General features: G+C 33.8%; 14 protein-coding genes. 12 read left to right on the top strand and 2 right to left on the bottom strand.

Annotated features, from left to right (window positions below; all coding sequences use genetic code 11):
- The first annotated feature begins 184 nt into the window (after window positions 1-184).
- The 10 genes from U5A88_RS14940 to U5A88_RS14895 all read left to right on the top strand — a co-directional run bounded on the left by U5A88_RS14940 (window position 185) and on the right by U5A88_RS14895 (window position 17571).
- Window positions 185-3193, top strand: a complete 3009-nt coding sequence (locus U5A88_RS14940; RefSeq protein WP_354207774.1) for a SusC/RagA family TonB-linked outer membrane protein — start codon at window positions 185-187, stop codon at window positions 3191-3193.
- A 4-nt stretch (window positions 3194-3197) separates the two neighbouring features.
- The gene (locus U5A88_RS14935; RefSeq protein WP_354207772.1) at window positions 3198-4661 is read left to right on the top strand and encodes a RagB/SusD family nutrient uptake outer membrane protein; all 1464 of its coding nucleotides are present in this window, start codon (window positions 3198-3200) and stop codon (window positions 4659-4661) included.
- Between the two features lie 11 nt (window positions 4662-4672).
- Entirely contained in the window at window positions 4673-6685 is a 2013-nt protein-coding gene (locus tag U5A88_RS14930; protein ID WP_354207770.1) for a hypothetical protein, read from the top strand.
- Window positions 6686-6702: 17 nt separating this feature from the next.
- The gene (locus U5A88_RS14925) at window positions 6703-7584 is read left to right on the top strand and encodes a glucan endo-1,3-beta-D-glucosidase (RefSeq protein ID WP_354207768.1); all 882 of its coding nucleotides are present in this window, start codon (window positions 6703-6705) and stop codon (window positions 7582-7584) included.
- Between the two features lie 82 nt (window positions 7585-7666).
- A complete protein-coding gene (locus U5A88_RS14920) occupies window positions 7667-8740 on the top strand; it encodes a glycoside hydrolase family 16 protein (protein WP_354207767.1) in 1074 nt (357 codons plus the stop codon).
- 90 nt (window positions 8741-8830) lie between these two features.
- Window positions 8831-12292: a hypothetical protein gene (locus tag U5A88_RS14915; protein WP_354207765.1), complete on the top strand. Its 3462-nt coding sequence runs from the start codon at window positions 8831-8833 to the stop codon at window positions 12290-12292.
- A 1-nt stretch (window position 12293) separates the two neighbouring features.
- Entirely contained in the window at window positions 12294-13583 is a 1290-nt protein-coding gene (locus U5A88_RS14910) for a glycoside hydrolase family 17 protein (protein WP_354207763.1), read from the top strand.
- Between the two features lie 20 nt (window positions 13584-13603).
- Complete coding sequence (locus tag U5A88_RS14905; protein ID WP_354207761.1) at window positions 13604-14620, top strand: glycoside hydrolase family 2 TIM barrel-domain containing protein; 1017 nt, start codon at window positions 13604-13606, stop codon at window positions 14618-14620.
- Window positions 14621-14630: 10 nt separating this feature from the next.
- Window positions 14631-16121, top strand: a complete 1491-nt coding sequence (locus U5A88_RS14900) for a glycoside hydrolase family 30 protein (RefSeq protein WP_354207759.1) — start codon at window positions 14631-14633, stop codon at window positions 16119-16121.
- Between the two features lie 16 nt (window positions 16122-16137).
- Complete coding sequence (locus U5A88_RS14895; RefSeq protein ID WP_354207757.1) at window positions 16138-17571, top strand: MFS transporter; 1434 nt, start codon at window positions 16138-16140, stop codon at window positions 17569-17571.
- Between the two features lie 50 nt (window positions 17572-17621).
- Here U5A88_RS14895 and U5A88_RS14890 read toward each other — a convergent pair whose 3' ends face one another.
- A complete protein-coding gene (locus U5A88_RS14890; RefSeq protein ID WP_354207755.1) occupies window positions 17622-19361 on the bottom strand; it encodes an ABC transporter ATP-binding protein in 1740 nt (579 codons plus the stop codon).
- A 163-nt stretch (window positions 19362-19524) separates the two neighbouring features.
- Here U5A88_RS14890 and U5A88_RS14885 point away from each other — a divergent pair, with 163 nt between their 5' ends.
- Together U5A88_RS14885 and gldA are read left to right on the top strand one after the other, a co-directional pair.
- Entirely contained in the window at window positions 19525-21051 is a 1527-nt protein-coding gene (locus U5A88_RS14885; protein WP_354207754.1) for a ComEC/Rec2 family competence protein, read from the top strand.
- Window positions 21052-21124: 73 nt separating this feature from the next.
- Complete coding sequence (gldA, locus tag U5A88_RS14880; protein ID WP_354207752.1) at window positions 21125-22018, top strand: gliding motility-associated ABC transporter ATP-binding subunit GldA; 894 nt, start codon at window positions 21125-21127, stop codon at window positions 22016-22018.
- Window positions 22019-22062: 44 nt separating this feature from the next.
- Here gldA and U5A88_RS14875 read toward each other — a convergent pair whose 3' ends face one another.
- Window positions 22063-24684, bottom strand: a complete 2622-nt coding sequence (locus U5A88_RS14875) for an AsmA-like C-terminal region-containing protein (RefSeq protein ID WP_354207750.1) — start codon at window positions 24682-24684, stop codon at window positions 22063-22065.
- Between the last annotated feature and the right edge of the window lie 89 nt (window positions 24685-24773).

Genomic DNA, 24773 nt, shown 5'->3' with positions numbered 1-24773 from the left:
TGTCTTAATCCTAGCTTAAAATGGAGTTGTAATACCTATGAACACTATAAAATGTTTTAAATTAACCCATTTCTTTACTATATTAACATTACATCATATATAATGCTGTATATTTTTTGTTGAGGTGATTTTTTTTGTTTGAACAATGTTTGTATGTAGTTTTAACACATCAAATAATAAACATATGAAATCAAATTTATCGCTTATCATTTTTTTATTTTTTTCAATGTTGGTCTTTGGCCAAGATTTAGAAATAAAAGGAACCGTATTTGAGGCAGCTACTAATTCACCCTTACCCGGTGTAAATGTAATTGTAAAGAATACTACCACCGGAGTTACTACAGATTTCGATGGAAATTTTGTTATTACCAAGAGAACGATTGGAGACATCTTAGTTTTCTCGTTTATTGGGTTTACCGATCAAGAGGTTACTATAACTGGTAGTGACTTTTTAACAATTCAACTTCAAGAGGATGCTCAATCTTTAGATGAAGTTGTTGTCGTTGGATATGGTACACAACGTAAAAAAGAAGTTACTGGAGCTGTAACCGTTGTTAGTGCTGAAACTATAGAGAATTTAAAACCGACTCGAGTAGAGCAGGCCCTACAAGGTCAAGTACCTGGTGTTAACATAACATCACAATCAGGTTCTCCGGGTAGTGGTGCTACTATTAATATTAGGGGTATTTCGACTAATGGTGATAGTAGACCTTTAATAATGGTTGATGGAAACGTCATTGAGGATTTAAGTACTATAAACCCTGGTGATATAAAAAGCATTAATGTATTAAAAGATGCTACCGCTGGTATTTATGGTGTAAGAGCTGCGAACGGTGTAATCTTAATTACTACTAAAACAGGTAGAAAGAGCATGTCACCAAAATTTGAATTCTCCTCTTATGTTGGTTTTCAAGAAACTACGCGAAAGATTCCCGTTTTAAATGCTACTGAATATGCTGTCATTAATAATGAAGCATTTGCGGCTGGGGGTATGACGCCTAGGTTTACTGATATTTCCAATTTAGGATCAGGAACCAATTGGCAAGATGAAGTTTTTGAAACTGCACCTATTTCTAATTATAGTATAAGCCTAAATGGAGGTGGCGAAAATTCTTCTTATAGTTATGGAGCCAATTTTTTAACGCAAGATGGTATTGTGGGGGGAGATAAATCAAACTTCAATCGTTTCTCAACACGTTTCAATTATAATTTGGATTTCTTAAAGAATTTTAAATTTAATTTTTCTACTATATATACAGATGCTAATAAAAATAAATTATCTGAAAATGCATTAGGTTCAATTTTGTTTAATGCATTAAATATGGATCCTACGCTAACTGTTTATGACGAAAATGGTGATTATACATTAGCAGAAGGCTTAGGAAATGAAGTTATAAACCCTTTAGCACAAATAGAAAATACGTATGACAAAGATAAAACCGACAAAATAAGTTTTGTTGCAGGACTCAGCTATAATTTCTTTAAAAATTTTACTGCTGAAACGCGTTACCAGTTCAATCATGCCTTAGTAAATACTAAAGTATTTTCTCCTCAGGCATTCTATGGTTCTGGTAAAGTATTTAATAAGGACAGAAGTGAGGTTCAAAAGATAAGAAGCACCTATACTGATTATACTTGGGATAGCTTTATAACCTATCAAAATACAATTGCTGAAAATCATAATGTAAAGGCTTTATTAGGTATGTCGGTTTTCAAAACCACGGGAACATTTTCTAATTTTAAAGGTTTTGATATACCAGATAATGCCTTTGAAAATGCTACTATTGAAAATGCTACAGATGTAGAAGATGTTTTGTTTCAACAGCCCAAAAAGTTTGATCAAAGATTATTATCCTATTTTGCTAGGGTACAATATGACTATAAAGGTAGAATTTTATTCTCAGGTGTTATAAGACGTGATGGGTCAACAAGATTTGCTCCAAATAATAGATTCGGTTATTTTCCATCTGCATCAATAGGGGCTATCTTAATTGATAACGGTGATGCTGTTAACTTCTTAAAACTTAGAGGTAGTTATGGTGTTATAGGTAATGACAGAATAGGTGATTTTAGATACGTCTCTTTATTAAATGGAGAAGGTGTATATGTTTTTAACGAAACTAGGGCGTTTGGTGCGGCAGCCGGTGCTTTATCAAATCCTGAAATTAAATGGGAAAAGCAAAAGACCTTAGACATTGGACTTGACGCTAAATTTGCAAACAATAAAATTGACGTTACGTTGGATTATTTTAGTAGAGAGACGGAAGATTTATTGTTAGTACCTTCTGTATCTGGAATATTGGGAGTTGCTGCTCCTGGTGCCTCAGCACCGACAATTAATGCTGGAACTGTAGAAAATAAAGGTATTGAATTCTCAATAGCCTATAAAGACAGGTTGTCAGAAAATTTCGATTTTAATATAAGCTATAATTTTACAACGCTTAAAAATGAAGTTTTAGCGGTTAGTAGTAATACAGACTTTTTAACTGGTGGACAATTTGGTGTAGGACAAGAGCCGCCTTCAAGAATGGAAGTTGGTTTTCCAATAGGTTATTTTTATGGACTTCAAACAAATGGAGTATTTCAAAATCAAGCAGAGGTGGATGCACATGCCAATCAAGCAAATGCGGCACCTGGTGATTTAAAATATGTAGATATTAATGGAGACGGAGCTATAGATTCAGATGACAGAACAGATATTGGTAACCCAATACCAGATGTTACTATGGGTTTAAACATTGGGTTTAATTATAAGAATTTTGACTTTAGTACATATACCTATGCTTCGGTTGGTAATGATATTGTTCGTAACTACGAACGTCAGCAAAATCAAACCAACAAAGGAATTCAGTTTTTAAATAGATGGACTGGCGAGGGAAGTACAAACTCTTTTCATAGGGTTACTAATGGGGCAAACTCAAATAGTCTCTTCTCAGACTTTTATGTAGAAGATGGTTCTTATGTGAGAATTCAAAATGTACAATTGGGTTATACCTTTGGTGATAAGTTTAAAGAAGCCACTAAAATAGACAATGTAAGAATTTACGCTTCCGTAAATAATTTATATACATTTACTGAATATCGAGGTTTTGATCCCTCAGCATCATCAGGAGCACCAATAGGTGGTGGTATAGATTTTGGATTCTATCCAGTTCCTAGAACATATTTGTTTGGTATAAATATTAAATTTTAAGATTATGAAAATCAAAAAAGAAATTATAAACTATATAAGTCTTATAGCATTAATGCTTGTGTCATTTTCATGTGGTGATGACTTTGTTGATGTTAAGCCAGAAAGTGAAAATTCTGAGAACTTTTTTAATTCAACTGAAGATTATGAGCGTGCATTGCTTGCAGCTTATGATCCATTGCAATCAACATACTTAAACGTAATGCTGGGTGAAATAGCATCTGACAATACACTGGCTGGCGGCGAAAGTGCAACTGATGTTCCTGGTATCCAAGAAATAGATGATATGATTCATACACCTGTAAATGCTCAACTGAGAGATATTTGGAGTTGGATGTATGGAGGAGTTAATAGAACAAATTTTATAATGGAATTTCAAAATAATATTGATTTTGCCGGCAAAAATGAAATTTTAGCACAAACTCGGTTCTTAAGAGCCTATTATTATTTTGAATTGGTAAAATGGTTTGGTGATGTGCCTTTGGCAGTTGATAAAAGAATATTATTCGGTGATGAGACAAGCCTTGACAGAACACCAAAAGCTCAAATTTATGTACAGATAGAATCTGATCTGCAATTTGCTGCTGATAATTTACCAGCTACACAAACACAGGCAGGTAGAGTTACTAAAGGAGCAGCTCAATCTTTATTGGGTAAAGTATTTTTATTTCAAGATAAATTTTCCGAAGCAGCAACTGTACTTGACCAAGCTATTTCAGGGCCTTATGATTTACTTGATGATTATACTACAATGTTTGAAAATGATAATGAGAATAATATTGAATCAGTTTTTGAAATTCAATATACAGATGAAGAAGGTGCCGGATTTGGTTGTTTACAATGTAGTGAAGGTAATGTAGCTGTTGGCTTTAATGGTATACGCAATTACAGTGGGCCTACATTTGAGTCTGGTTTTAGTTTTAATGTCCCTACACAAGAAGTAGTTGATGAGTTTGAAGATGGAGACGGAAGGTTTGAAACAGCCATTTTAGATATAGATGCTTGGGCCACTTCAACAGGAGCTACTTTTGTTACCGGATTCGAACATACAGGTTATTATAATAGAAAATATATTTCCCGTCAAGGTGATGCCAATACTGGAGATCAAAATCTAACAAATCCAAATAATTATAGAGCCATTCGTTTTGCCGATGTGTTACTTATGGGAGCTGAAGCCTATGCTCGTGGTGGATTAGGAGACGAAACCGCTAGAGGTTATCTAAATAGAGTTAGAACTCGTGCTGGTTTACCTGATATAAATAGTAGCGGGACAAATTTAATTGATGCTATTTATCACGAACGTAGAGTTGAATTGGTTGGTGAAGGACACCACTTCTTTGACTTGGTTAGAACTGGAAGAGCTGCACAAGAGATTGATGGATTTGTTGCTGGTAAACATGAAGTTTTTCCAATACCATCTATAGAAATTGAATTGGCCGGTAATATCTGGTCTCAAAACCCAGGATATTAATACTATAAATTATGAAAACAATAAAATATACAATCGGTTTATTAATTTTCTTAGTTTCCTTTACAGGATGTGAAGAAGAAGATAACTTCGGCTTCTTAGACGAAGTAACTGCTCCAACTAATGTTTCAGCAGCATATACTATTACCCAAAACAATACGGGTTTGGTAACAATTACTCCTAATGGTGAAGGAGCAGTGTCTTATAATATTGATTTAGGAGATGGTTCTGAGATAGTAACTGTAAAAGAAGGTGAAAATGTTCAGAATATTTATCCTGAAGGCAATTATACTATAAAAATAATAGCTAAAGGTATTACAGGCTTAATTAGCGAAGCAACTCAGGAATTGATGGTTTCTTTTAGAGCTCCTGAAAATTTAGAAGTTACGGCTAATGTTGATTCATCAAACCCATTCAAAATAAATGTTTCTGCTACGGCTGACTACGCAGCTTCGTTTAATGTGTTTTTTGATACAAATAATCCTGATGAAGATCCAACGCCGCTTACTTTAGATGGTGAAGTTAGTTTTGAATATCCAGCAGTAGGCGATTATACGATAAGAGTTGTAGCCTTGAGTGGTGGAGCAGAAACTACAGAAACAACTACTGTTGTTACCGTATCTGCACCAACTGAGTTGCCAATTGATTTTGAAATTTTCGATGCAAGTACATTTATCGGCTTTGGGGGAGCCTCAGCAGAGGTAATAGATAATCCAGATACAGATGGTAATAGTTCTGCCAAGGTTGGAAAAATTGTGAAAGGTACCCCAGAAATTTGGGCAGGTACAGTCATTACAACATCGTCACCTATTGATTTTAGTAATAAAAAACTTATTAAAATGAATGTTTGGTCTCCTCGTGCTGGTGGTAAGGTATTATTAAAACTTGAAAACCTTGCTGATGGCGGAATTTTCTTTGAAAAAGAAGCAACTACAGTTGGTAATAGTGCCTGGGAAGAAGTAACATTCGATTTAAGTGATATTGATACTTCTAAAGAGTATCAAAAAGTAGTTCTGTTCTTTGATTTTGGAACTGTTGGCTCAGGTGGAGATGATTGGACATTTTATATCGATGACATAAAGCAGGCAGTACCGTCTGTTGGAGTGTCAAAACTGCCTATTCAAGACTTTGAAGGTGCTTCACCTACATTCACTGTGTTTGGTAATATTGCAGCTACAGAAGTGGTTGCTAACCCAGACGCTACTGGAGCTAATACAACGGCAAATGTGGCTCAATTAACTAAATCTGCTGGAGCAGAAGTTTGGGCGGGTACATTCTTTGAAGTTAGTCCTCTAGACCTTAATACATATAGTAAAATAAGTGTAAAAACTTGGTCTCCTAAAAGTGGAGCAGTTGTTAAATTAAAGCTTGAAAATGCTGATGCTAGTATTACACATGAGGTAGATTTAAATACATCTGTAGCAAATGCATGGGAAGAATTAATTTACGACTTTAGTGGAGCACCACCAGCAGATTATATTAGGATAGTTATATTCTTTGACTTTGGAAATGCTGGAGATGATTCGGTTTATTATTATGATGAAATTGAATTGATAAATGAAGGAGGCATTCCTCCTCAAGTTTTTCAAGATTTTGAAGGTGCTGCACCTGTATTCACCGTATTTGGCAATATTGCCGATATTCAAGTAATTGCAAATCCAGACGCTACAGGTACAAACACAACTGGCAATGTGGCCCAATTAACAAAAACTGCTGGTTCAGAAGTTTGGGCGGGTACATTCTTTGAGGTCAATCCTCTAGATTTTAATACTTATAATAAAATAAGTGTAAAAACTTGGTCTCCTAAAAATGGTGTTGTCGTTAAACTGAAACTTGAAAATGCAGATGCGAGTGTAACCCATGAAGTTGATTTAAATTCTTCCGTAGCCAATGCATGGGAAGAGCTTGTTTATGACTTCAGTGACGCTCCACCAGCAGACTATGTTAGGGTAGTTATTTTCTTTGACTTTGGAAATGCTGGAGATGATTCAGTTTACTATTATGATGAATTTGCTCTAACTAATTAAAATTTAAAATAACAATTATGAAAAATTATAAATATATCATAGGCCTTTTATGTTTTACGTTGCTATTATTTAGCAGTTGTCAAGACGATACAGTGGATGTGGGAGACATTACAGCCCCTTCAAATGTCACTATAACTGCTGAAATTGTTGGTGCTGACGCCAATAATCCTAATGGAGATGGCAGTGGAACTGTTAATTTTAAAGTTAATGCGGATAATGCCTTGGCATATCATTTCGTTTATAACGGAGAAACGAGGTTAGCTCCACAAGGAGAAATGACCTATGACTTTGCCATTACAGGTTTACATACGTATACAGTAACGGTAATTGCATATGGGACAGGAGGAAACTCTTCAAGTAAAACAGTACAATTAGAAGTATTAGCATTGTACGAGCCACCAGCTGATTTATTAGAGATGTTGGTTGGCAGTGGTTCAAAAATTTGGAGAATAAAATCTGAAAGTGCACACTTTGGTTTAGGACCTGTTGGAGGAGGAATATTTGCAGAATGGTTTTCTGCAGGAGCTGATAGTAAAGCTGGTACTGGAATGTATGATGATAGATATACATTTGATGAAAATGGAACCTTTACACATGCAACGGGTGGTACTGTTTTTGGACGAGAAAATCTAATAAATGAAATAGGAGGGCCAGGCGATGGAACTGCTGATGGTGCAGACATATTGAATTATACTTATGCTGATTATACCGAAAGCTGGTCATTAAGTGCACCTGGTGGCGTTGAAACAATTAGTTTAACAGGTCTAGGCTTTATGGGCTACTATACTGGAGGGAATCATAAATACGAAATATTTGACCGTTCAGCTAATGAAATGACATTAAGAACTACTGATGGTAATGGAGAATTTGATTGGTGGTTTGTTTTAATAGCAGAGTAGGCTCTATAAAATAAAATGAGAAGGAACAAATTTGTTCCTTCTCTTCTACTTAAATTATTGCACTAATATTATTACTAAAATCATGGGTAAATTGAAGTTCGGCTCAATAGCCATTATATTATTGTTGGGAGTATTATATTCTTGTGGAGGTGATTCAAAAGATATGCCTAATCAAGAGGTAATTCCTTCAAACCTGACCTTAAATATAGAAATTGTTGGAGCAAATCAAAACATCCCATATGGTGATGGTTTAGGACAAATTAAGTGTACTGCCACCGCAACAAATGCTGTAAAATATGGATTCAAATTTAATAATGGCGTTGAACAAAAAAGTACAGACGGTAAAATAGACTTTACTTTTGATGAAGGCGGAATAAATGAACATTCAATAACTGCTATTGCCTATTCGGAAACCAATAACTCTATTAACATTTTGAAAAGCGCTAAAGTGTTTTTCTCTGGTAAAAGCTTAAAGTTAGTATGGTCAGATGAATTTGATACTGATGGAGCTCCCGATTCTGCCAAATGGACCTACGATTTAGGAACAGGGAATAATGGTTGGGGTAATAATGAGGACCAAACCTATACCCATAATTCCGAAAATGTAATTGTCGAAGGTGGTTCTCTAAAAATAACTGCTAAATCAGATGGTAATGGTGGTTATACATCCTCTAGATTAAAAACTGAAAACTTGCAAGAGTTTACTTTTGGAAGAGTAGAGGTGAGAGCAAAGTTACCTTCTACACAAGGTACTTGGCCAGCTATTTGGATGCTTGGTGCAAATTTTGACACCGTTGGTTGGCCTACTTGCGGAGAAATTGACATTATGGAGCAAACTGGAAATGCTAAAAATGAAGTTTTAGGAACTTTACATTGGAACCATAATGGTTCTAATGCAAGTGCCGGAAGTAAAACAAGTATTGCAAATGCTGATTCTGAATTTCATGACTACGCATTAGAATGGAGAGAGAACAAGGTATTCATAATGCTAGATGACGTAGTTTTTTACGAGTTTGATAATTTGGGTAGTTTACCTTTTAATAAGGATTTTTTTATCATTCTTAATGTAGCAATGGGTGGTACATTAGGAGGTGATATAGATCCAGGGTTTACCGAAGATACCCTTGAAATAGAATATGTGAGGATTTATCAATAAATTTTTGAGTTAGTTATTAAAAGGTCGGATAAAGTAACCATTCGACCTTTTATCATAATTCGTAGGTTATTTCATTAATTATTATAAAAAATGGCTAAGAACACTATTTTTATAGGCAAAAATAAAGTTCAGAATATATCATTGGATGTAAAAGGTGAAGAAATAAATTTTGATAACGAAGTTTATTACAAAATATCCAATAGTGATGGTATGAGACCTTTTTTTATGAGCCTTGTAAGTAACTCTAACCACTGGATGTTTATTTCTAGCAATGGAGGTCTAACGGCTGGTAGAAAAAATGCAGAATACGCTTTATTTCCATATTATACAGATGATAAAATAAACGAATCTGCCGAAACTACAGGAAGTAAAACCATTATTCAAGTTCAGGTAGACGATAAAACGCTGTTATGGGAACCTTTTTCAAATAAGTATGAAGGTATTTATAAAACAAAAAGAAATTTATACAAAAATAATTATGGAAATAAGCTTGTTTTTGAAGAGGTCAATGAAGAGTTAGGTGTTTCTTTTAGATATCAGTGGTGTACAAGTGACACCTATGGTTTTATAAGGAAGTCAACATTAATAAATAATACAAATTCTAGAATTAATGCAGCAGTTTTAGACGGCGTTCAAAACATAATCCCTTACGGTATTGGTTCAGAATTGCAAAACAGCTATAGCAATCTAGTTGATGCATACAAAAAATGTGAATTAGAGACTGAAACTGGAATTGGTTTATATGCTCTAAGTGCTATAATAGTGGATAAGGCAGAGCCCAGTGAAGCATTAAAGTCTAATATTGTTTGGTCTTTGGGTATAGACAATCCCACCTATTTAATATCCTCTTTGCAGTTAGACAGGTTTAGAAATGGAGAGAATATTCGTCAAGAAACAGATTTAAAAGCTACGAAAGGTGCTTATTTTACGGTGCAGGAGTTGACTCTAGAGCCTAATAAAATTGTCAATTGGATGTTAGTCGCCAATGTAAACCAAACAATAAGTTCTATAAATCAAATTTCTGAAAAAATAAAAAATGAACCCAATTTATCAGCATTGGTTCAACAGGATATTGAAGCTGGAACAAAAAACCTATTGGAGCTTACAGGAGCGGCAGATGGATTACAACTGGGCAATGATCAATTAAGAAATACCAGACACTTTGCAAATACGCTTTTCAATATAATGAGGGGCGGAATTTTTGATGATAATTATCAAATTGAAAAAGCAGATTTTCTAAAATTTATTGAAAAAGCAAATAAAGAATTATCTGAGAGGAAAGAAAGAACGTTAGCTCAACTTCCTGAGTTATTTAACTCAAACTTTATAAAAGCCCTAGCTGAAAAAGATAGCGATAAAGATTTTAAAAGGCTTTGTTTTGAATATTTACCACTTAAATTTAGCAGAAGGCATGGAGATCCAAGTAGGCCTTGGAATCGTTTTTCTATCAATACAAGAAGTGAAATCGATGGTTCAAAAATTTTAGATTACGAAGGAAACTGGAGAGATATTTTCCAAAATTGGGAAGCCTTAGCACATTCATACCCTGAATTTATAGAAGGTATGATTCATAAGTTCTTAAACGCAACTACTTTTGATGGATATAATCCTTACAGAGTCACCAAAGATGGTTTTGATTGGGAAACTATTGAACCTGAAGATCCCTGGTCTTATATTGGTTATTGGGGAGATCATCAAATTATTTATTTATTAAAGTTTTTAGAGTTTATAGAAAACTACTACCCCGGCAGATTGTCAAATAGTTTTACAGATGATGTATTTGTGTATGCAAATGTTCCTTATAAGATAAAAAGTTATCAGGAAACCTTGTTAAATCCAAAAGACACAATTGATTTTGACGATAAATTAGATTACAAGATAAATAGTTTAAGAGACCGAATAGGTGCCGATGGAGCTTTGTTAAGAGATGCAAACGATTCGATTTACCGAGTAAATATGATGGAGAAATTATTGGCAACAGTGTTGGCAAAAGTATCTAATTTTATTCCAGAAGGAGGTATTTGGTTAAATACACAAAGACCCGAATGGAACGATGCAAATAATGCATTAGTGGGTAACGGGGTTTCTATGGTAACACTTTGCTATTTACAACGTTTTCTAAACTTTTTTGAACGAGTAGTTTTAAAATCTGATATTGATACTGTCGAAATTTCAGTTGAACTGGTAACCTTCTTTGAATCAGTAGTAGCTACTTTAAAAGCAAATCAAACAATGCTGTCAGGAAAAATAGCTGATAAAAATAGAAAAACAGTTTTAGATGGAGTTGGACAAGCAGGTAGCAATTTTAGATGGTCTGTCTATAAAAACGGATTCAAAAACAAAAAATCTCAAATCTCAAAAAAAGAGCTTTTGGAGTTTTTTAACATCATAAAAAAGTATACAGAGCATACCATTGAAGCAAATAAGCGTCAAGATAATTTATACCATTCTTATAACTTAATGACAATAGAAAATCAACAAGAAGTTTCTATTTCTTATTTATCAGAGATGTTAGAAGGTCAAGTGGCTGTATTAAGTTCAGGATATTTATCGCCAAAAGAAGCTTTGGAATTATTAGATGCTTTAAAGGCAAGTGCTTTATTTAGGGAAGACCAATATAGTTACATTTTATATCCAAATAAAGAATTACCAAGGTTCGTAAATAAGAATAATATTCCCGAAGATGCAGTTAATAAATCGAAATTATTGAAACAACTTGTCGCTGATAGAAACACCCAGATTATAGAAAAAGATATTTTAGGTCAATATCATTTTAATGGCAACTTCAATAATGCAACTAGTTTAAAAAATGCTTTAAACGACTTGTCCAGTGAAAAATATCAATCATTAATTAAGGGCGAAGAAAAATTACTGCTTAATATTTTTGAAGACATCTTTGATCATAAATCATTTACGGGGAGATCAGGAACATTTTTTGGTTATGAAGGTTTAGGTTCAATTTACTGGCATATGGTTTCAAAGTTATTATTGGCAGTACAGGAAAATTGTTTATTGGCCATTTATAATGAGGAAAGCGAAGAAATCAAAGGCCGGCTGTTAGAACATTATTATGAAATCAATGAAGGTATTGGCGTTCATAAATCTCCAAAATTATATGGTGCCTTTCCAACAGATCCATATTCACATACTCCTGCAGGTAAAGGTGCTCAACAACCTGGAATGACAGGTCAGGTTAAAGAAGATATCTTAAGTAGATTTGGTGAATTAGGTGTTTTTGTAGAAGAAGGAAAGCTACAGTTTAATCCGATACTATTAAGAAAAGCTGAGTTTTTAACTGAAACGAAAACTTTCGCTTATAACGATATTCATAAAACCTTTCATAAAATAGTATTGGAAAAAGATTCACTTTGCTTTACATATTGTCAAATCCCTGTTATTTATAAATTATCAGAGAAAGTAGGTTTAAAAGTAATTTTTTACGACCAAAACACTTTAGAATTTGACCATTTGAAATTGGATGCTAAAACTAGTGCAATGGTTTTTGAAAGAACCGGTGAGATTAAACAAATTATGATATTTCTAAATATATAAAATGGAATCCAAACTAATAAAGCTATTCGTAATTCCAATTTTAATATTGGCAATGGGTTGTGGAAATAATAAAAAGAAAGAAGAAAAAGTAAAAAGTACTGTTGAGAAAAAACAAATTACAGCAGCTGAAATTTTAGGAAATCAGAACTATTTAGCAATTTCTTATGGTGGTTATAGAGAAAGAACTAGAGATATTCAACCTACTATAGAAGAATTGAAAGATGACATGAAAATTCTTTCAGCTTTGGGTATAAAGATGTTGAGAACTTACAATGTACAGCCAAATCTACCGCACGCATCTAATGTATTAGAGGCCATTGACCAATTAAAAAAAGAAGATACAAATTTTGAAATGTATGTAATGCTGGGAGCCTGGATAGATTGTTTAAACGCTTGGACAGATAAAGCTCCAAACCATGATTTAGAAAGTCCTCAAAATGAAGGTGAAATTGCCAGAGCGGTAAGTTTGGCAAATAAATATCCAGATATTGTAAAAGTGATAGCTGTTGGTAACGAGGCCATGGTTAGGTGGGCTGCTTCTTACTATGTGCAACCTAATGTTATTTTAAAATGGGTAAATCATTTACAAGACCTGAAAAAATCGGGGAAATTACCTTCAGATTTATGGATTACAAGTTCAGATGATTTTTCGTCTTGGGGCGGAGGTGATTCAAGTTATCATACAGATGATTTAGAAAAATTAATTAAAGCAGTAGATTATATATCAATGCATACCTATCCGTATCATAATTCGCATTACAATTCAGAGTTTTGGAAAGTTCCAGAAAATGAAGAGAACTTATCTGATATGGAAAAAGTCGATGCTGCGATGTTACGTAGTTTAGAATTTGCGAAAAAACAATATAAAAATGTTTCCGAATTTGTTAAAAGTATTGATTCAACAAAATCAATCCATATCGGAGAAACGGGATGGTCAACAATTTCTAGTGGTTTTTACGGGCCAGAAGGCTCAAGAGCAACAGATGAGTACAAGCAAGGGTTGTATTATAATCATTTGCGTGAATGGACAAATAAAACAGGTATTTCTTGTTTTTATTTTGAAGCGTTTGATGAACAATGGAAAGATGCCAAAAACGCCTTAGGTTCAGAAAATCATTTTGGATTAATCAACTTAAAAGGAGAAGCAAAATACCCACTATGGGATATGGTTGATAAGGGCATTTTTGAGAGGTTAAAAAGAAACGGAAAAATCATTACCAAAACGTATAATGGAAATTTAGACGAACTAATGAAAGACGTAATGGTGCCAAATACCAATTATGAAAAATAGAAGAATTCTAAAATATTAAGATGAGAGTATTTTTGTTTATAAATATTATTTTGTGTGTTTTAATTTCATGTGCAAACAAGTCAAAAGAGGATGTTGTATCTGTATATAATCGCCAAATATTAGTAAATGAAAAACCATATCTCATTAAAGGTATTTGTTATCATCCTGTACCAAAAGGCAGTAATAAAAGAGATTTTAGTGCATTAACTCAAGATTTAGCCTTAATGGTCGAGGCTGGTATAAATACAATAAGAGTTTATGAACCCATTGAAGAAATTGAGGTTCTTGATGAAATTCATGAGTCTGGTATAAAAGTAATCATTGGTTTTGGATACAATCAAAAAGGAAAATACGATATTCGTTCAGGGTCATTTATTAATTATGTAAACAAATTTAAAAACCATAAAGCAATATTACTTTGGGAACTAGGTAATGAATATAATTATCATCCTGAATGGTTTGAAAATAATATTAAAAATTGGTATCAGGTAATGAATGCTGCTGCTGATTTAATTCATAAAAATGACTCTACTCATCCAACTTCAACCGCACATGGTGAATTGCCAGATGCATTAGCACTATCTATGAGTCCAAATATAGATGTTTGGGGTATGAATGTTTACAGATGGGATAACCCCAAACCAATTTTTAAGCAATGGGAAATTATAAGTGAAAAACCAATGTATTTATCTGAAGCTGGTGGAGATAGTTATATGACTATTTCAAAAGATGGATATGAAAAAGGAGATAATGAAAAGGCACAAGCAGATGGAACGACAAAAATTCTAAATTCAATATTTGAAAGTCAGGAAATATGTTCTGGTGTTACACTGTTCTCTTTTACCGATGGATGGTGGAAAGCAGGTAATAATAAAGCCCAAGATATTGGAGGTTGGGCTCCTAACAGTACTGGTGTTCCCTATGATGGCACACCAAATGAAGAATATTGGGGAATTGTAAATTTAGATAGAACAAAGAAAAAAGTATTTACCATTGTAAAAGAGAAGTATATAAACCTTAATAAAAAAGATAATTGAACGAATAGATATGAAGATAGTCAGGTATTTTTTACCCATTTTTTTCGCTTTTATAGTGATTGGTTGTACTAAAAAAAAAGAATCATTAAATGTTGAAGTTTATGAAACGTCAGCTGCAGGTAATAACCTAACAAGAATCAAAGAATTTAAAACAGGAGATAATGTATCAATCATAAAACTAAATCCAGAAGAAGAATTTCAAACAATTACTGGATTTGGTGGTTCGTTTACAGAATCTTCAGCGTATTTGTTAAACAAGTTAAGTAAGAAAAACAGAAACCTTATTTTAGAAGCTTATTTTGGAGAAAGTGGTGCAAAGTATTCTTTAACCAGAACACACATGAATTCGTGCGACTTTTCGATTAGTAATTATTCGTATTCACCTGTTGCAGACGATATAGAATTAAACCATTTTTCTATAGATGAAGATAAAGATGATATCATTCCTATGATTAAGGATGCAATGTCGATATCAAAAGAAGGATTTAAAATCTTATCATCACCTTGGACAGCATCACCTTGGATGAAAGATAATAACAAATGGGTTGGTGGTAAATTATTACCAAAATATTATGATACTTGGGCATTGTTTTTCTCTAAATATGTAACAGCTTATAAAGAAGAAGGAATAGATATTTGGGGATTTACAGTAGAAAATGAACCTCTTGGAAATGGAAATAACTGGGAAAGCATGCACTATTCTCCAGATGAAATGACAAATTTTGTTCAAAATTATTTAGGCCCAAAATTAGAAGCCGATAAGCACAATGTTAAAATTCTAGGATACGATCAAAACAGAGAACATTTAAAAGAATGGGTAGATTCTCAATTTAAAAATGAAGAAACTTCTAAGTATTTTGATGGTACTGCTGTACATTGGTATGCTAGCACTTATGATTATTTCCCAGAAGAGCTGCAATATGCACATGCAAAAGCACCAAATAAACATATAATTCAATCGGAAGCTTGTGTAGATTCTGAAATTCCAAAATGGAAGGATGATGCTTGGTATTGGAAAAAAGAAGCAACAGATTGGGGTTGGGATTGGGCTCCAGAAAAAGATAAACACTTACATCCAAAATATGCACCAGTAAATCGCTATGCAAGAGACATAATTGGTTGCTTGAACAACTGGGTAGATGGTTGGGTAGATTGGAATATGGTTTTAGATACTCAAGGTGGTCCAAATTGGTTTAAAAACTGGTGTGTTGCTCCAGTAATTGTTGACCCAGAAAAAGATGAAGTATATTTTACACCTCTATATTATACATTGGCTCATTTTAGCAAATATATTAGACCAGGAGCAACAGTAATTGGTTTGGAGAATTCTGACAAGGATTTAATGGTTACCTCAGCACAAAATTCTGACGGATCTATCGTAACAGTTTTATTTAATGAAGGTAATGTAGCGAAAAATATAAATTTAAACTTAAATAATAAAAGTATTGATATATCAATTAATGGACAAGCAATTCAAACCATTGTGATTCCAAAATCATAACTAAAACTATTGCAACATGTCAAATCAACAAACTACCGTAACAAATAAAGTGCCGTTTGGCCAAAAAGTAGCTTTCGGAGTCGGTATGCTCGCTAATCAAATGTTTCCGGCCGCATTGGGTATTTTTATGGTAGTTCTAGTTCAAGATCTAGGCTTTCCAGGTTGGATGTGGGGAATCATTTATTTTTTTCCAAGACTCTTTGATTCATTTACAGACCCTATTATGGGGTATATATCAGATAATACCAAATCTCGATGGGGAAGACGACGACCCTACGTGATTCTTGGTGGTATCATTTTGTGCATTTCTTTTATTGCTATGTGGCAACTTTATAAGGATGCAGGAATTGATTATAATTTCACCTATTTTATGATTTGGTCATTTATCTTTTACTTAGGAATTACCATTTTTAGTGTTCCTTATGTCGCTATGGGCTATGAGATGAGTGATGATTTTCATGAACGAACGGACATTATGGCTGTTGCACAGTGGATTGGGCAATGGGCGTGGGTTATCGCTCCTTGGTTTTGGGTGATTATGTATGATCCATCGTGGTTTGAATCTGCAGAAGTTGCTACCCGAACACTTGCAGTTTGGGTAGGTGTAATTTTTGCAATTTGTGCTATTGTACCAGGAATATTTATTAAAAGTAAATCGACTTTAAACGAAGATTATTCCCCGCTCAATTTAAAAAGTATAGGGAATAGCTTGAAAGAAATAGGATCAGGTTTTGTAAGTGCTTTTAAAATGAAACCATTTAGAAAACTATGTATCGCAACTTTCTTGGTGTATAATGCGTTTATGACTATTGCATCCTTTTCATTCTTTATTATTGTATATCGTCTTTTTAATGGTGATGCTGGTGCAGCAGGTATATGGCCTACACTTTTTGGATGTTTAGGAGCTTTGGGAACTACCTTTTTTGTCATTCCTATTGTGGCTAAGATGTCTAAAGCGATGGGGAAAAAGAAAGCCTTTTTGATATCACAAGCAATTTCTATATTGGGATATTTGATGCTTTGGTTCTTATTCATTCCGGGTAAACCCTATATGTTCATTTTTGCACTCCCTTTCTTCTCCTTTGGTATTGGAAGTCTATTTTTATTGATGATGTCTATGACTGCCGATGTTATTGATCTAGATGAACTCAATACAGGTCTAAGAAGAGAAGGTACTTTTGGGGCTATTTATTGGTTGATGGTAAAATTTGGTTTTGCCATTGCAGGGGGGTTGAGTGGTGTTATTATGAGTTTTGTAGGTTTTGATTCAGGCGAAGCCGTTCAGCCTGAAGGGGCTGTTGATGGGTTACGATTAGCTTTCTCTGGAATTCCTATAATAGGAACACTTATTGCGATGTTCGTGATGCGTAATTATAGTGTCACCGAAGAGCGTGCTAATGAAATACGTGCTGAATTGGATAAACGTAAAAGTATATCATTAAAAAAATAGTGTATCTCTATAAATAATAAACCGTATTATTTGATTTAAATAAAAATAAACTATATCCTACTCTGATAAGTATATAAATCGTAATACCTACCCTTTTTGGCAATGAGTTCATCGTGTTTGCCTTGTTCAACAATATTGCCATCTTCAACAACTAAAATTTGATCCGCTTTTTGGATGGTACTTAGCCTGTGAGCAATTACAAAAGTAGTTCGGTTTTGCATTAACATCCCCAAACTTTTTTGGATATACGATTCGCTTTCGGTATCTAAGTTCGAGGTTGCTTCGTCTAAAATGATAATTTTTGGATTTGCCAAAATAGCTCTAGCAATTGAAATACGCTGACGTTGACCGCCTGACAGCTTTACGCCCCTTTCGCCAATTACGGTGTCCAACCCATCATCGAACCTATCGGTAAATTCGTTGACATATGCTCCATTGACCGCCGCCAGCAATTCCTCTTCAGAAGCATCGGCATTTGCAAATAGAATGTTTTCACGGATAGTACCTTCATATAAAAAATCATCCTGTAATACAACGGCGAGGTTATTTCTAAAACTGCTCAGATTAACTGTGGCTAGATCTATCCCGTCAAGGGTAACTTTACCTTCTATTGGATTCAAAAAAGTAGCTGCCAATCCTGCAATGGTTGACTTGCCTGAGCCTGAAGAACCAACTAAAGCAGTTACACTACCCGAAGGTGCTTTTAACGAAATATTGTGCAATACCTCTTTGTTTTCTTCATAACTGAACGATACATTATCAAAAATAATATCGCCTTTAATGCCATCTAACAATACCGTTCTTTTTTCAGGATTATCCTCTTCGGTCATATTCATTAGCTCTTGTGTACGGTCTAATCCTGCCATGGCCTCGGTAAGTTGACTTCCTATATTACTCATTTGTACAATCGGGGCAATCATAAAGCCTAAAAACAGCGTAAACGAAACAAACTCACCATACGTCATAGTGTTGTCCATAATAAAATAACCGCCAATACCCATAATTCCGGCAGAAGCCAAGCCTAACAAAAATGTGGAAGAACTTGTCATCAACGCAGTTGCGGTCAAACTCTTTTTTACATTTAAATACAAACGTTCAACACCATCTTCAAAAGTTTTATTTTCCTGAGCCTCTGCATTAAAACCCTTTATTACCCTAACTCCGTTGAGAGTTTCAGTCAATCTACCTGTTACTTCAGCATTTATTTTTCCCCGTTCCCTAAAAATGGGGCGGATATATCCAAACGCTTTTAAGGCGATAAATGCAAAAATGGCTACAGGCACCAGCACAAAAAAGGTCATTGTAGCATTTAAGTTGATTAAGATTACTAAGGAAATAATAGCGGTAATTGTTCCGCCAATCAATTGAACCAAACCTGTACCTACTAAATTTCTTACGCCTTCTACATCTGTCATCACACGCGAAACCAAGGCTCCCGACTTGTTGTTATCAAAAAAACTGATGGGCAAAGTCAATAACTTCTTTTGCACTTTGGCTCTTAACAATGAGATAAGGTGTTGTGCCTCTACACTCAACAATCGAGTCAAGGAAAATGAAGTTATAGCCTGAATTAAAATGGCCGAGCACACAAAAATCAACAACATTGTTAAAGCTTGCATGTCTTTTGAGGGAATTACCTCGTCAATGAGATTTTTACTGGCGTAAGGCAATACCAAGCCTGATAAACTCCTCAGAATAATTAAAAATAACCCTAATAATACGATGTTTTTTCTTGGCCAAATAAATTCTTTAAATGCCCATGCAAACGATACTTTCTGTTTTTTGCTCATTATACACTATTGGCTAAAACCAAGCCAAATTCTATTGGCTGACAATTAGGCATAAAGATACGTTATTAGCTCCATTGGAAAAAAAGGGGAAAAATCCCCTTGATAATGTAATTGTTTCATTGTAAATTGTTTGCATATTAATAACGCTAACGCTCTTTATATTATGAAAACTAAGTATGTCTCTAAAAATACTGCAAAATTTGTAAGATCAGGCTATAACAGAAAAGTTATAAAAGCTGAACTCCTTTGGGGAGATCGGATTAAAATAGATGAAAATGTTTTAAATGCTGATGGATATATAAAATGCAAAGCTCGTGGAAATAGTGGATTTATTGAGCCTAATTCTTATGGCGATGAATCTTTACTGGAAGTTTATGTAATTGATGTTGGCCAGGGTGATGGTATGTTGATTAAATGTCCTGACCCAAACAAATCCAAATTAGGACGTCATATAATGATTGATGGTGGTTATTTGCGTGAAAAACAACCTACTTTTAAAAATGCTGCAGATTTTGTGGATTGGAAATTCAGTAAAGAATATGGTGCCGATAAAATTGAATTAGATGATATGATTATTTCGCACTGCGATGCTGATCATTATGGTGGATTGTGGGATTTGATAAGTACTTCTCCAGAAGCCAAAGATGATTTAGATACAGACGAAGTAAAGGTGAAAAATTTCTATCATGCCGGTATTTCATGGGTAAGAAAAAAACCTAAAGACCGTTCTTTAGGTATAGAGCAAGGTGGTAAATTGAAAACTATTTTTACAGATAAACAAAGTTTTGTAAATGCACTTGATAAAAATAAATACCCACAACTACAAGGTGAATGGGGCAGTTTTATAGAAGAACTTATTGATAGCGATGCTGCCGAAAATATTAATATTTTGGGTTACGATAGCACAATTGGAGGAGATCAATATATGCCCAACTATGCTCCAAATGAATCTGATGTTCATATAAAAGTACTTGGTCCTATTCAAGATAAAAACAATAATGATGATATTGAATTATTTGATTTGGGTAGTCATTCTAAAAATACTAATGGTAATAGTATTGTGCTAAGTTTAAAATACAAACAGTTCAAATTATTATTAACTGGTGACTTAAATAAACCCAGTCAGGATTTATTAAGCCAATACCACGATAAAAAAGAATTCGCTAGTGATGTAGCAAAAGCTTGCCATCATGGTAGCGAAAAAGTTTCTTATAAGTTTTTAGAACATGTAAATGCGGCCGCTACAATTATTTCCAGTGGAGATAATGAATCTCACGCACATCCAACACCTAACTTAATGGCTATGGCAGCCATTACTGGTTTTAAAACCACCTATGGTGATAGTCTTAAAACCCCGCTTATTTATGCTACCGAAATTGCACGTAGTATGCGAATTGGTACACCTTTATCTGCCAATATTAACCATCCCAAAGACAATAATATAGCTAATAACTTAGTCATTAATAATCTGAGCGAAATATGGGTAAACTATAAACGTACAAATGCTGGGGATTTAAAAGCAGCAAAAAAACTACGTACCTTAGATCGTTTAACTGTTGTCGACGGAATTATTTACGGCCTTGTAAATGTACGAACTGATGGTAATAAAATTCTCATTGCTGTATTGAGTGAAAAAGGTCATAAATGGGATTATAAAACTTTTAACTCAAGGTTTGAAGAGATAGCGTAATATATTTTCAGTTTATAAATTAAAAATAATTATTTCATCAAACTTTTGTTACTTTGTAAACCAAACTATCATCATGTCAATAGAAGTACAACAAATTAGCAAAACTTACGGAACACAAAAAGCCTTAGATAATATTAGTTTTAAAATAAACTCAGGCGAAATTGTTGGTTTCTTAGGGCCAAACGGTGCAGGCAAATCTACCATGATGAAGATTATAACTACTTACATCAATGCTTCTGATGGCGTTGTCATGGTAAACGGACATAATGTTGCTGCGGAACCAATGATGGTCAAACGGTCCGTTGGATATTTACCAGAGCACAATCCTTTGTATTTAGATATGTATGTAAAAGAGTATATTCAATTTAATGCCTCGGTACATAAAGTTTCAAAAGAACGGATTTTAGAAGTAATCGAGGAAGTAGGCCTTACACCTGAAGCTCATAAAAAAATTGGACAATTGTCCAAGGGGTATCGACAACGTGTCGGTTTGGCGGCAGCATTATTGCATGACCCTGAAGTACTGATTTTAGACGAGCCGACCACAGGTTTAGACCCAAATCAATTGGTGGAAATAAGAGGTTTGATAAAAGAAATAGGCAAGACTAAAACAGTATTATTTTCTACACATATTATGCAAGAGGTTGAGGCGGTATGTGATCGGGTAATCATTATCAATAAAGGACAAATTGTAATTGACAAAAAATTGAACGAGCTTAAAGGCGATAAAGAACAGGTTATTGAAGTTGAATTCGATTTACGTGTTGAACCTCAACTACTCAATCAAATTCCGAAACTAAAAAACGTAGAAAACATTCATGATAATGTTTGGCAACTGACCTTTACCACATCTAAAGATATGCGTCCTGCGATTTTCGATTTTGCCCATGATAATGGACTAAAATTATTACAATCTTCCGTAAAAAATCAAGATTTGGAAAGCTTGTTTAGAAATTTGACAAAGTAAGTCCTCCCGATAATTATCGGGACTAACCTCAACTTAAAAAAAAGCTACTTAATAGTATCTTTCTTTTTTTTGCCAAAAATATCTTTTAACGCATCCTTTGCAGCTTCTTCTACTGTTGGTTTGGGCTTTGGTTTCTTAATTGAATCTTGAGTAATATCAACCGTATCCTTGGGCTTGTCTTTCCCGACAAGGATATCTTTTAGGGCATCTTCTACCTTATCCTTTCCTTTTTCAATCAGCTTTTCTTTTTGTTTGGCAACTAATTGTTTCGTTAAATCAGCAACAGCTGATTTTAAGTCCGTTTTTATTTCAGGATTGCTAAACTTACCAGTTATCATTGTATTTACAGGTATTTTAATGTTTCCCTCTTCTTGTTCGCCTAATTGTGCTATTAACTTTGTTACATCACTTCCTAAATACTTTGCCGGGACATTCACTACAGCTTCATAGCCTAAGGTATTATCAAAACCATGACCTCCACTTACATCAATTTTTATATCCTCATAACTTAAAGAAAATGGATTCACCTGCACTTTACCATCTTTAAAAGTTAAAGCTGTTTTTAAATCATTTAAATTCAGTTTTTTAGTGTCCAAAAACTTAAGCTGTTCCTCTAACTTCTGAATTAAAGGAGACTTTTCTGATGAAAGTTTAGAGCTTACCAGTTCCGCAATGGCCTTACCGGATAATGTATTCAAGTTTGGAGTAAAATCAGTATTCAAATTACCCGAAAGACTAATGTTTGTGTTTAACTTTCCTTGAATTACTTTGGCTATAGGTGCTAACGCTTCCAACAAATTCAATTGTTTAAATGATTCGTCAATATTTAGGCTGTTCATATCCAAATTCATGGCAAATGTTGGAGTATCTGTTTTAGTGGATACGCTTCCGTCAAAACCAATCTGTCCATTAAATACATTCGATTTCATGTTTTTTAAGGTTGCGGTTTGATCTTTTACCAACAACGTACCCGACACATTTTTTAAGGTAATATTATCATACAATACTGTAGTTGCTTTTGCATCGATGGTACAATTTAAAAACGATGGTATTTGAATACTCTCTGCTTCAGTTTTTACTGTTTCTCCTCCTTCTTTCTGTTCGGTTTGGGCAACCATAAAATCGTTTACCGAAAATGTATTGGAATTCAAAGAAAATTTACCCTCAATATCTTCTTTATTGAACAGAAAACCAATTAAGTTGCTTATACTGCCTGTAGCTTGAATATCCGTTTGCCCTAGTTTGGCATCAAAACTATTCAGTTTAACGGTTTTAGGGCTTAATGACAACGATGTGTTATCAATAATTAACTTATCGCTCAATTCATCAGAAACATATTCAAAATTCTTTAAGGTAAAAGTACCCGAAGTACGTGTATTTTCATACTTTTTGTTCTCAATAGAATTCATGTCAAATGCAGTATTTGCATTTACGGAAAGATTTCCTTTTAAATCTTTTACGGCTTCCGCGGGATAAACTTGTTCCAAGTTTGCCAAGTTGATGTTACCTGCTAAATGAGCATTAACCTTCATGTTTTCTGTAACTTCGGTTAGTTTAGCCGATGCATTAAAAACTTCCTTATCCAAACGGAACGATAGCGTATCAATATGTACATACGTATCTTTTGCGAGTCCCGTCTCATTGGCAATTTTTGTATTGATATTGATGTTTTCTAACGATTTTGGTAAATCGGGATATTTAAACGAAGCATTTTCTGAATTGATAACAATATCAAATTTTGGGATATGGGTTTCATCTACCACACCCTCAAATTTACCTTTTACATCAAAATTACCCGTAGTAGTAACTCCTTCAATATTCTTTGAATATACTTCAGGAATAAGAGCCAAAAAATTCTTGAAATCGGATGATGGCGTTTTAAAATTAATATTTACTTTTTTGTTATTCTCATTAACTTTTACAAATCCGTCAAATACTAAGGGCAATTGATTAACCAAGGCTTTGTTTTCTAAAAAACTATACTTGTTTTCATTCAAATCAATACCAATTACAGCCTCTAAATCAACGGTATTATTATTTAAATACGCTACACTATCCATTTCAAATGAAATAAATCCATTTGTTTTTGTATTTAATTCAGAAGTTGCCGAAGATAAATTGCCTTCTCCGTTATGGTTGAATTTATCTAGTAAAAATACGATTTCACTCGACACATCTTGATATGATATTTTACTATTAGTAATGGCATAACCAATCAAATTTAAATGTATTGGTTCAGATTCTGAAGAGGTAGTCTCCGCTTCGCTTTTCTTAACAATATCGTAGTTGGCATTTCCATCTTTATCAATTTTTATTTTCAAATCGGCTTCATCTATGGTAAATGTGGTAATATTTATATCGGCATTGCTTTTAAAAAGTTGACCAATTGGTAATTTTAAATCAATGTTTTTGGCTTTAAGCAAAGTGTCACCTTCAAAAAGGGCATTGTTTATCAAAGAAGTATTATTTAAAGAAACCTCAGCATTTGGAAAACTACTCCAAATACTTAAATCCGCATCTTCAAAATCTAAAGTTGCATTCAGATTATTATTTGCTGTTTTCTTTATCAGCTCAATAATTTTTCCCTCAAATACAATAGGAATGGCAATAATGGCTACAACAATAACAACTAAAGCTATTCCAAGTATTTTAAATAATTTCTTCATAAATGTTTTATATGAAATTTAGTACAAATTTACAATACTTAATTAACGTTGTTTAACGCATTAGATTTTATCGTTAACGTTAATAATTA

The sequence above is a fragment of the Aureibaculum sp. 2308TA14-22 genome (genome assembly GCF_040538665.1).
In the GTDB taxonomy this organism is placed as follows: Bacteria; Bacteroidota; Bacteroidia; order Flavobacteriales; family Flavobacteriaceae; genus Aureibaculum.
The sequence above is the reverse complement of the archived record's forward strand: the minus strand, read 5'-3'. Positions and strand labels throughout refer to the sequence as shown.

Bases quoted from the DNA above. Each gene is read 5' to 3' on its own strand.
- U5A88_RS14940 (WP_354207774.1), top strand. From the start codon at position 185: ATGAAATCAAATTTATCGCTTATCATTTTTTTATTTTTTTCAATGTTG.
- U5A88_RS14935 (WP_354207772.1), top strand. From the start codon at position 3,198: ATGAAAATCAAAAAAGAAATTATAAACTATATAAGTCTTATAGCATTA.
- U5A88_RS14930 (WP_354207770.1), top strand. From the start codon at position 4,673: ATGAAAACAATAAAATATACAATCGGTTTATTAATTTTCTTAGTTTCC.
- U5A88_RS14925 (WP_354207768.1), top strand. From the start codon at position 6,703: ATGAAAAATTATAAATATATCATAGGCCTTTTATGTTTTACGTTGCTA.
- U5A88_RS14920 (WP_354207767.1), top strand. From the start codon at position 7,667: ATGGGTAAATTGAAGTTCGGCTCAATAGCCATTATATTATTGTTGGGA.
- U5A88_RS14915 (WP_354207765.1), top strand. From the start codon at position 8,831: ATGGCTAAGAACACTATTTTTATAGGCAAAAATAAAGTTCAGAATATA.
- U5A88_RS14910 (WP_354207763.1), top strand. From the start codon at position 12,294: ATGGAATCCAAACTAATAAAGCTATTCGTAATTCCAATTTTAATATTG.
- U5A88_RS14905 (WP_354207761.1), top strand. From the start codon at position 13,604: ATGAGAGTATTTTTGTTTATAAATATTATTTTGTGTGTTTTAATTTCA.
- U5A88_RS14900 (WP_354207759.1), top strand. From the start codon at position 14,631: ATGAAGATAGTCAGGTATTTTTTACCCATTTTTTTCGCTTTTATAGTG.
- U5A88_RS14895 (WP_354207757.1), top strand. From the start codon at position 16,138: ATGTCAAATCAACAAACTACCGTAACAAATAAAGTGCCGTTTGGCCAA.
- U5A88_RS14890 (WP_354207755.1), bottom strand. From the start codon at position 19,361: ATGAGCAAAAAACAGAAAGTATCGTTTGCATGGGCATTTAAAGAATTT.
- U5A88_RS14885 (WP_354207754.1), top strand. From the start codon at position 19,525: ATGAAAACTAAGTATGTCTCTAAAAATACTGCAAAATTTGTAAGATCA.
- gldA (WP_354207752.1), top strand. From the start codon at position 21,125: ATGTCAATAGAAGTACAACAAATTAGCAAAACTTACGGAACACAAAAA.
- U5A88_RS14875 (WP_354207750.1), bottom strand. From the start codon at position 24,684: ATGAAGAAATTATTTAAAATACTTGGAATAGCTTTAGTTGTTATTGTT.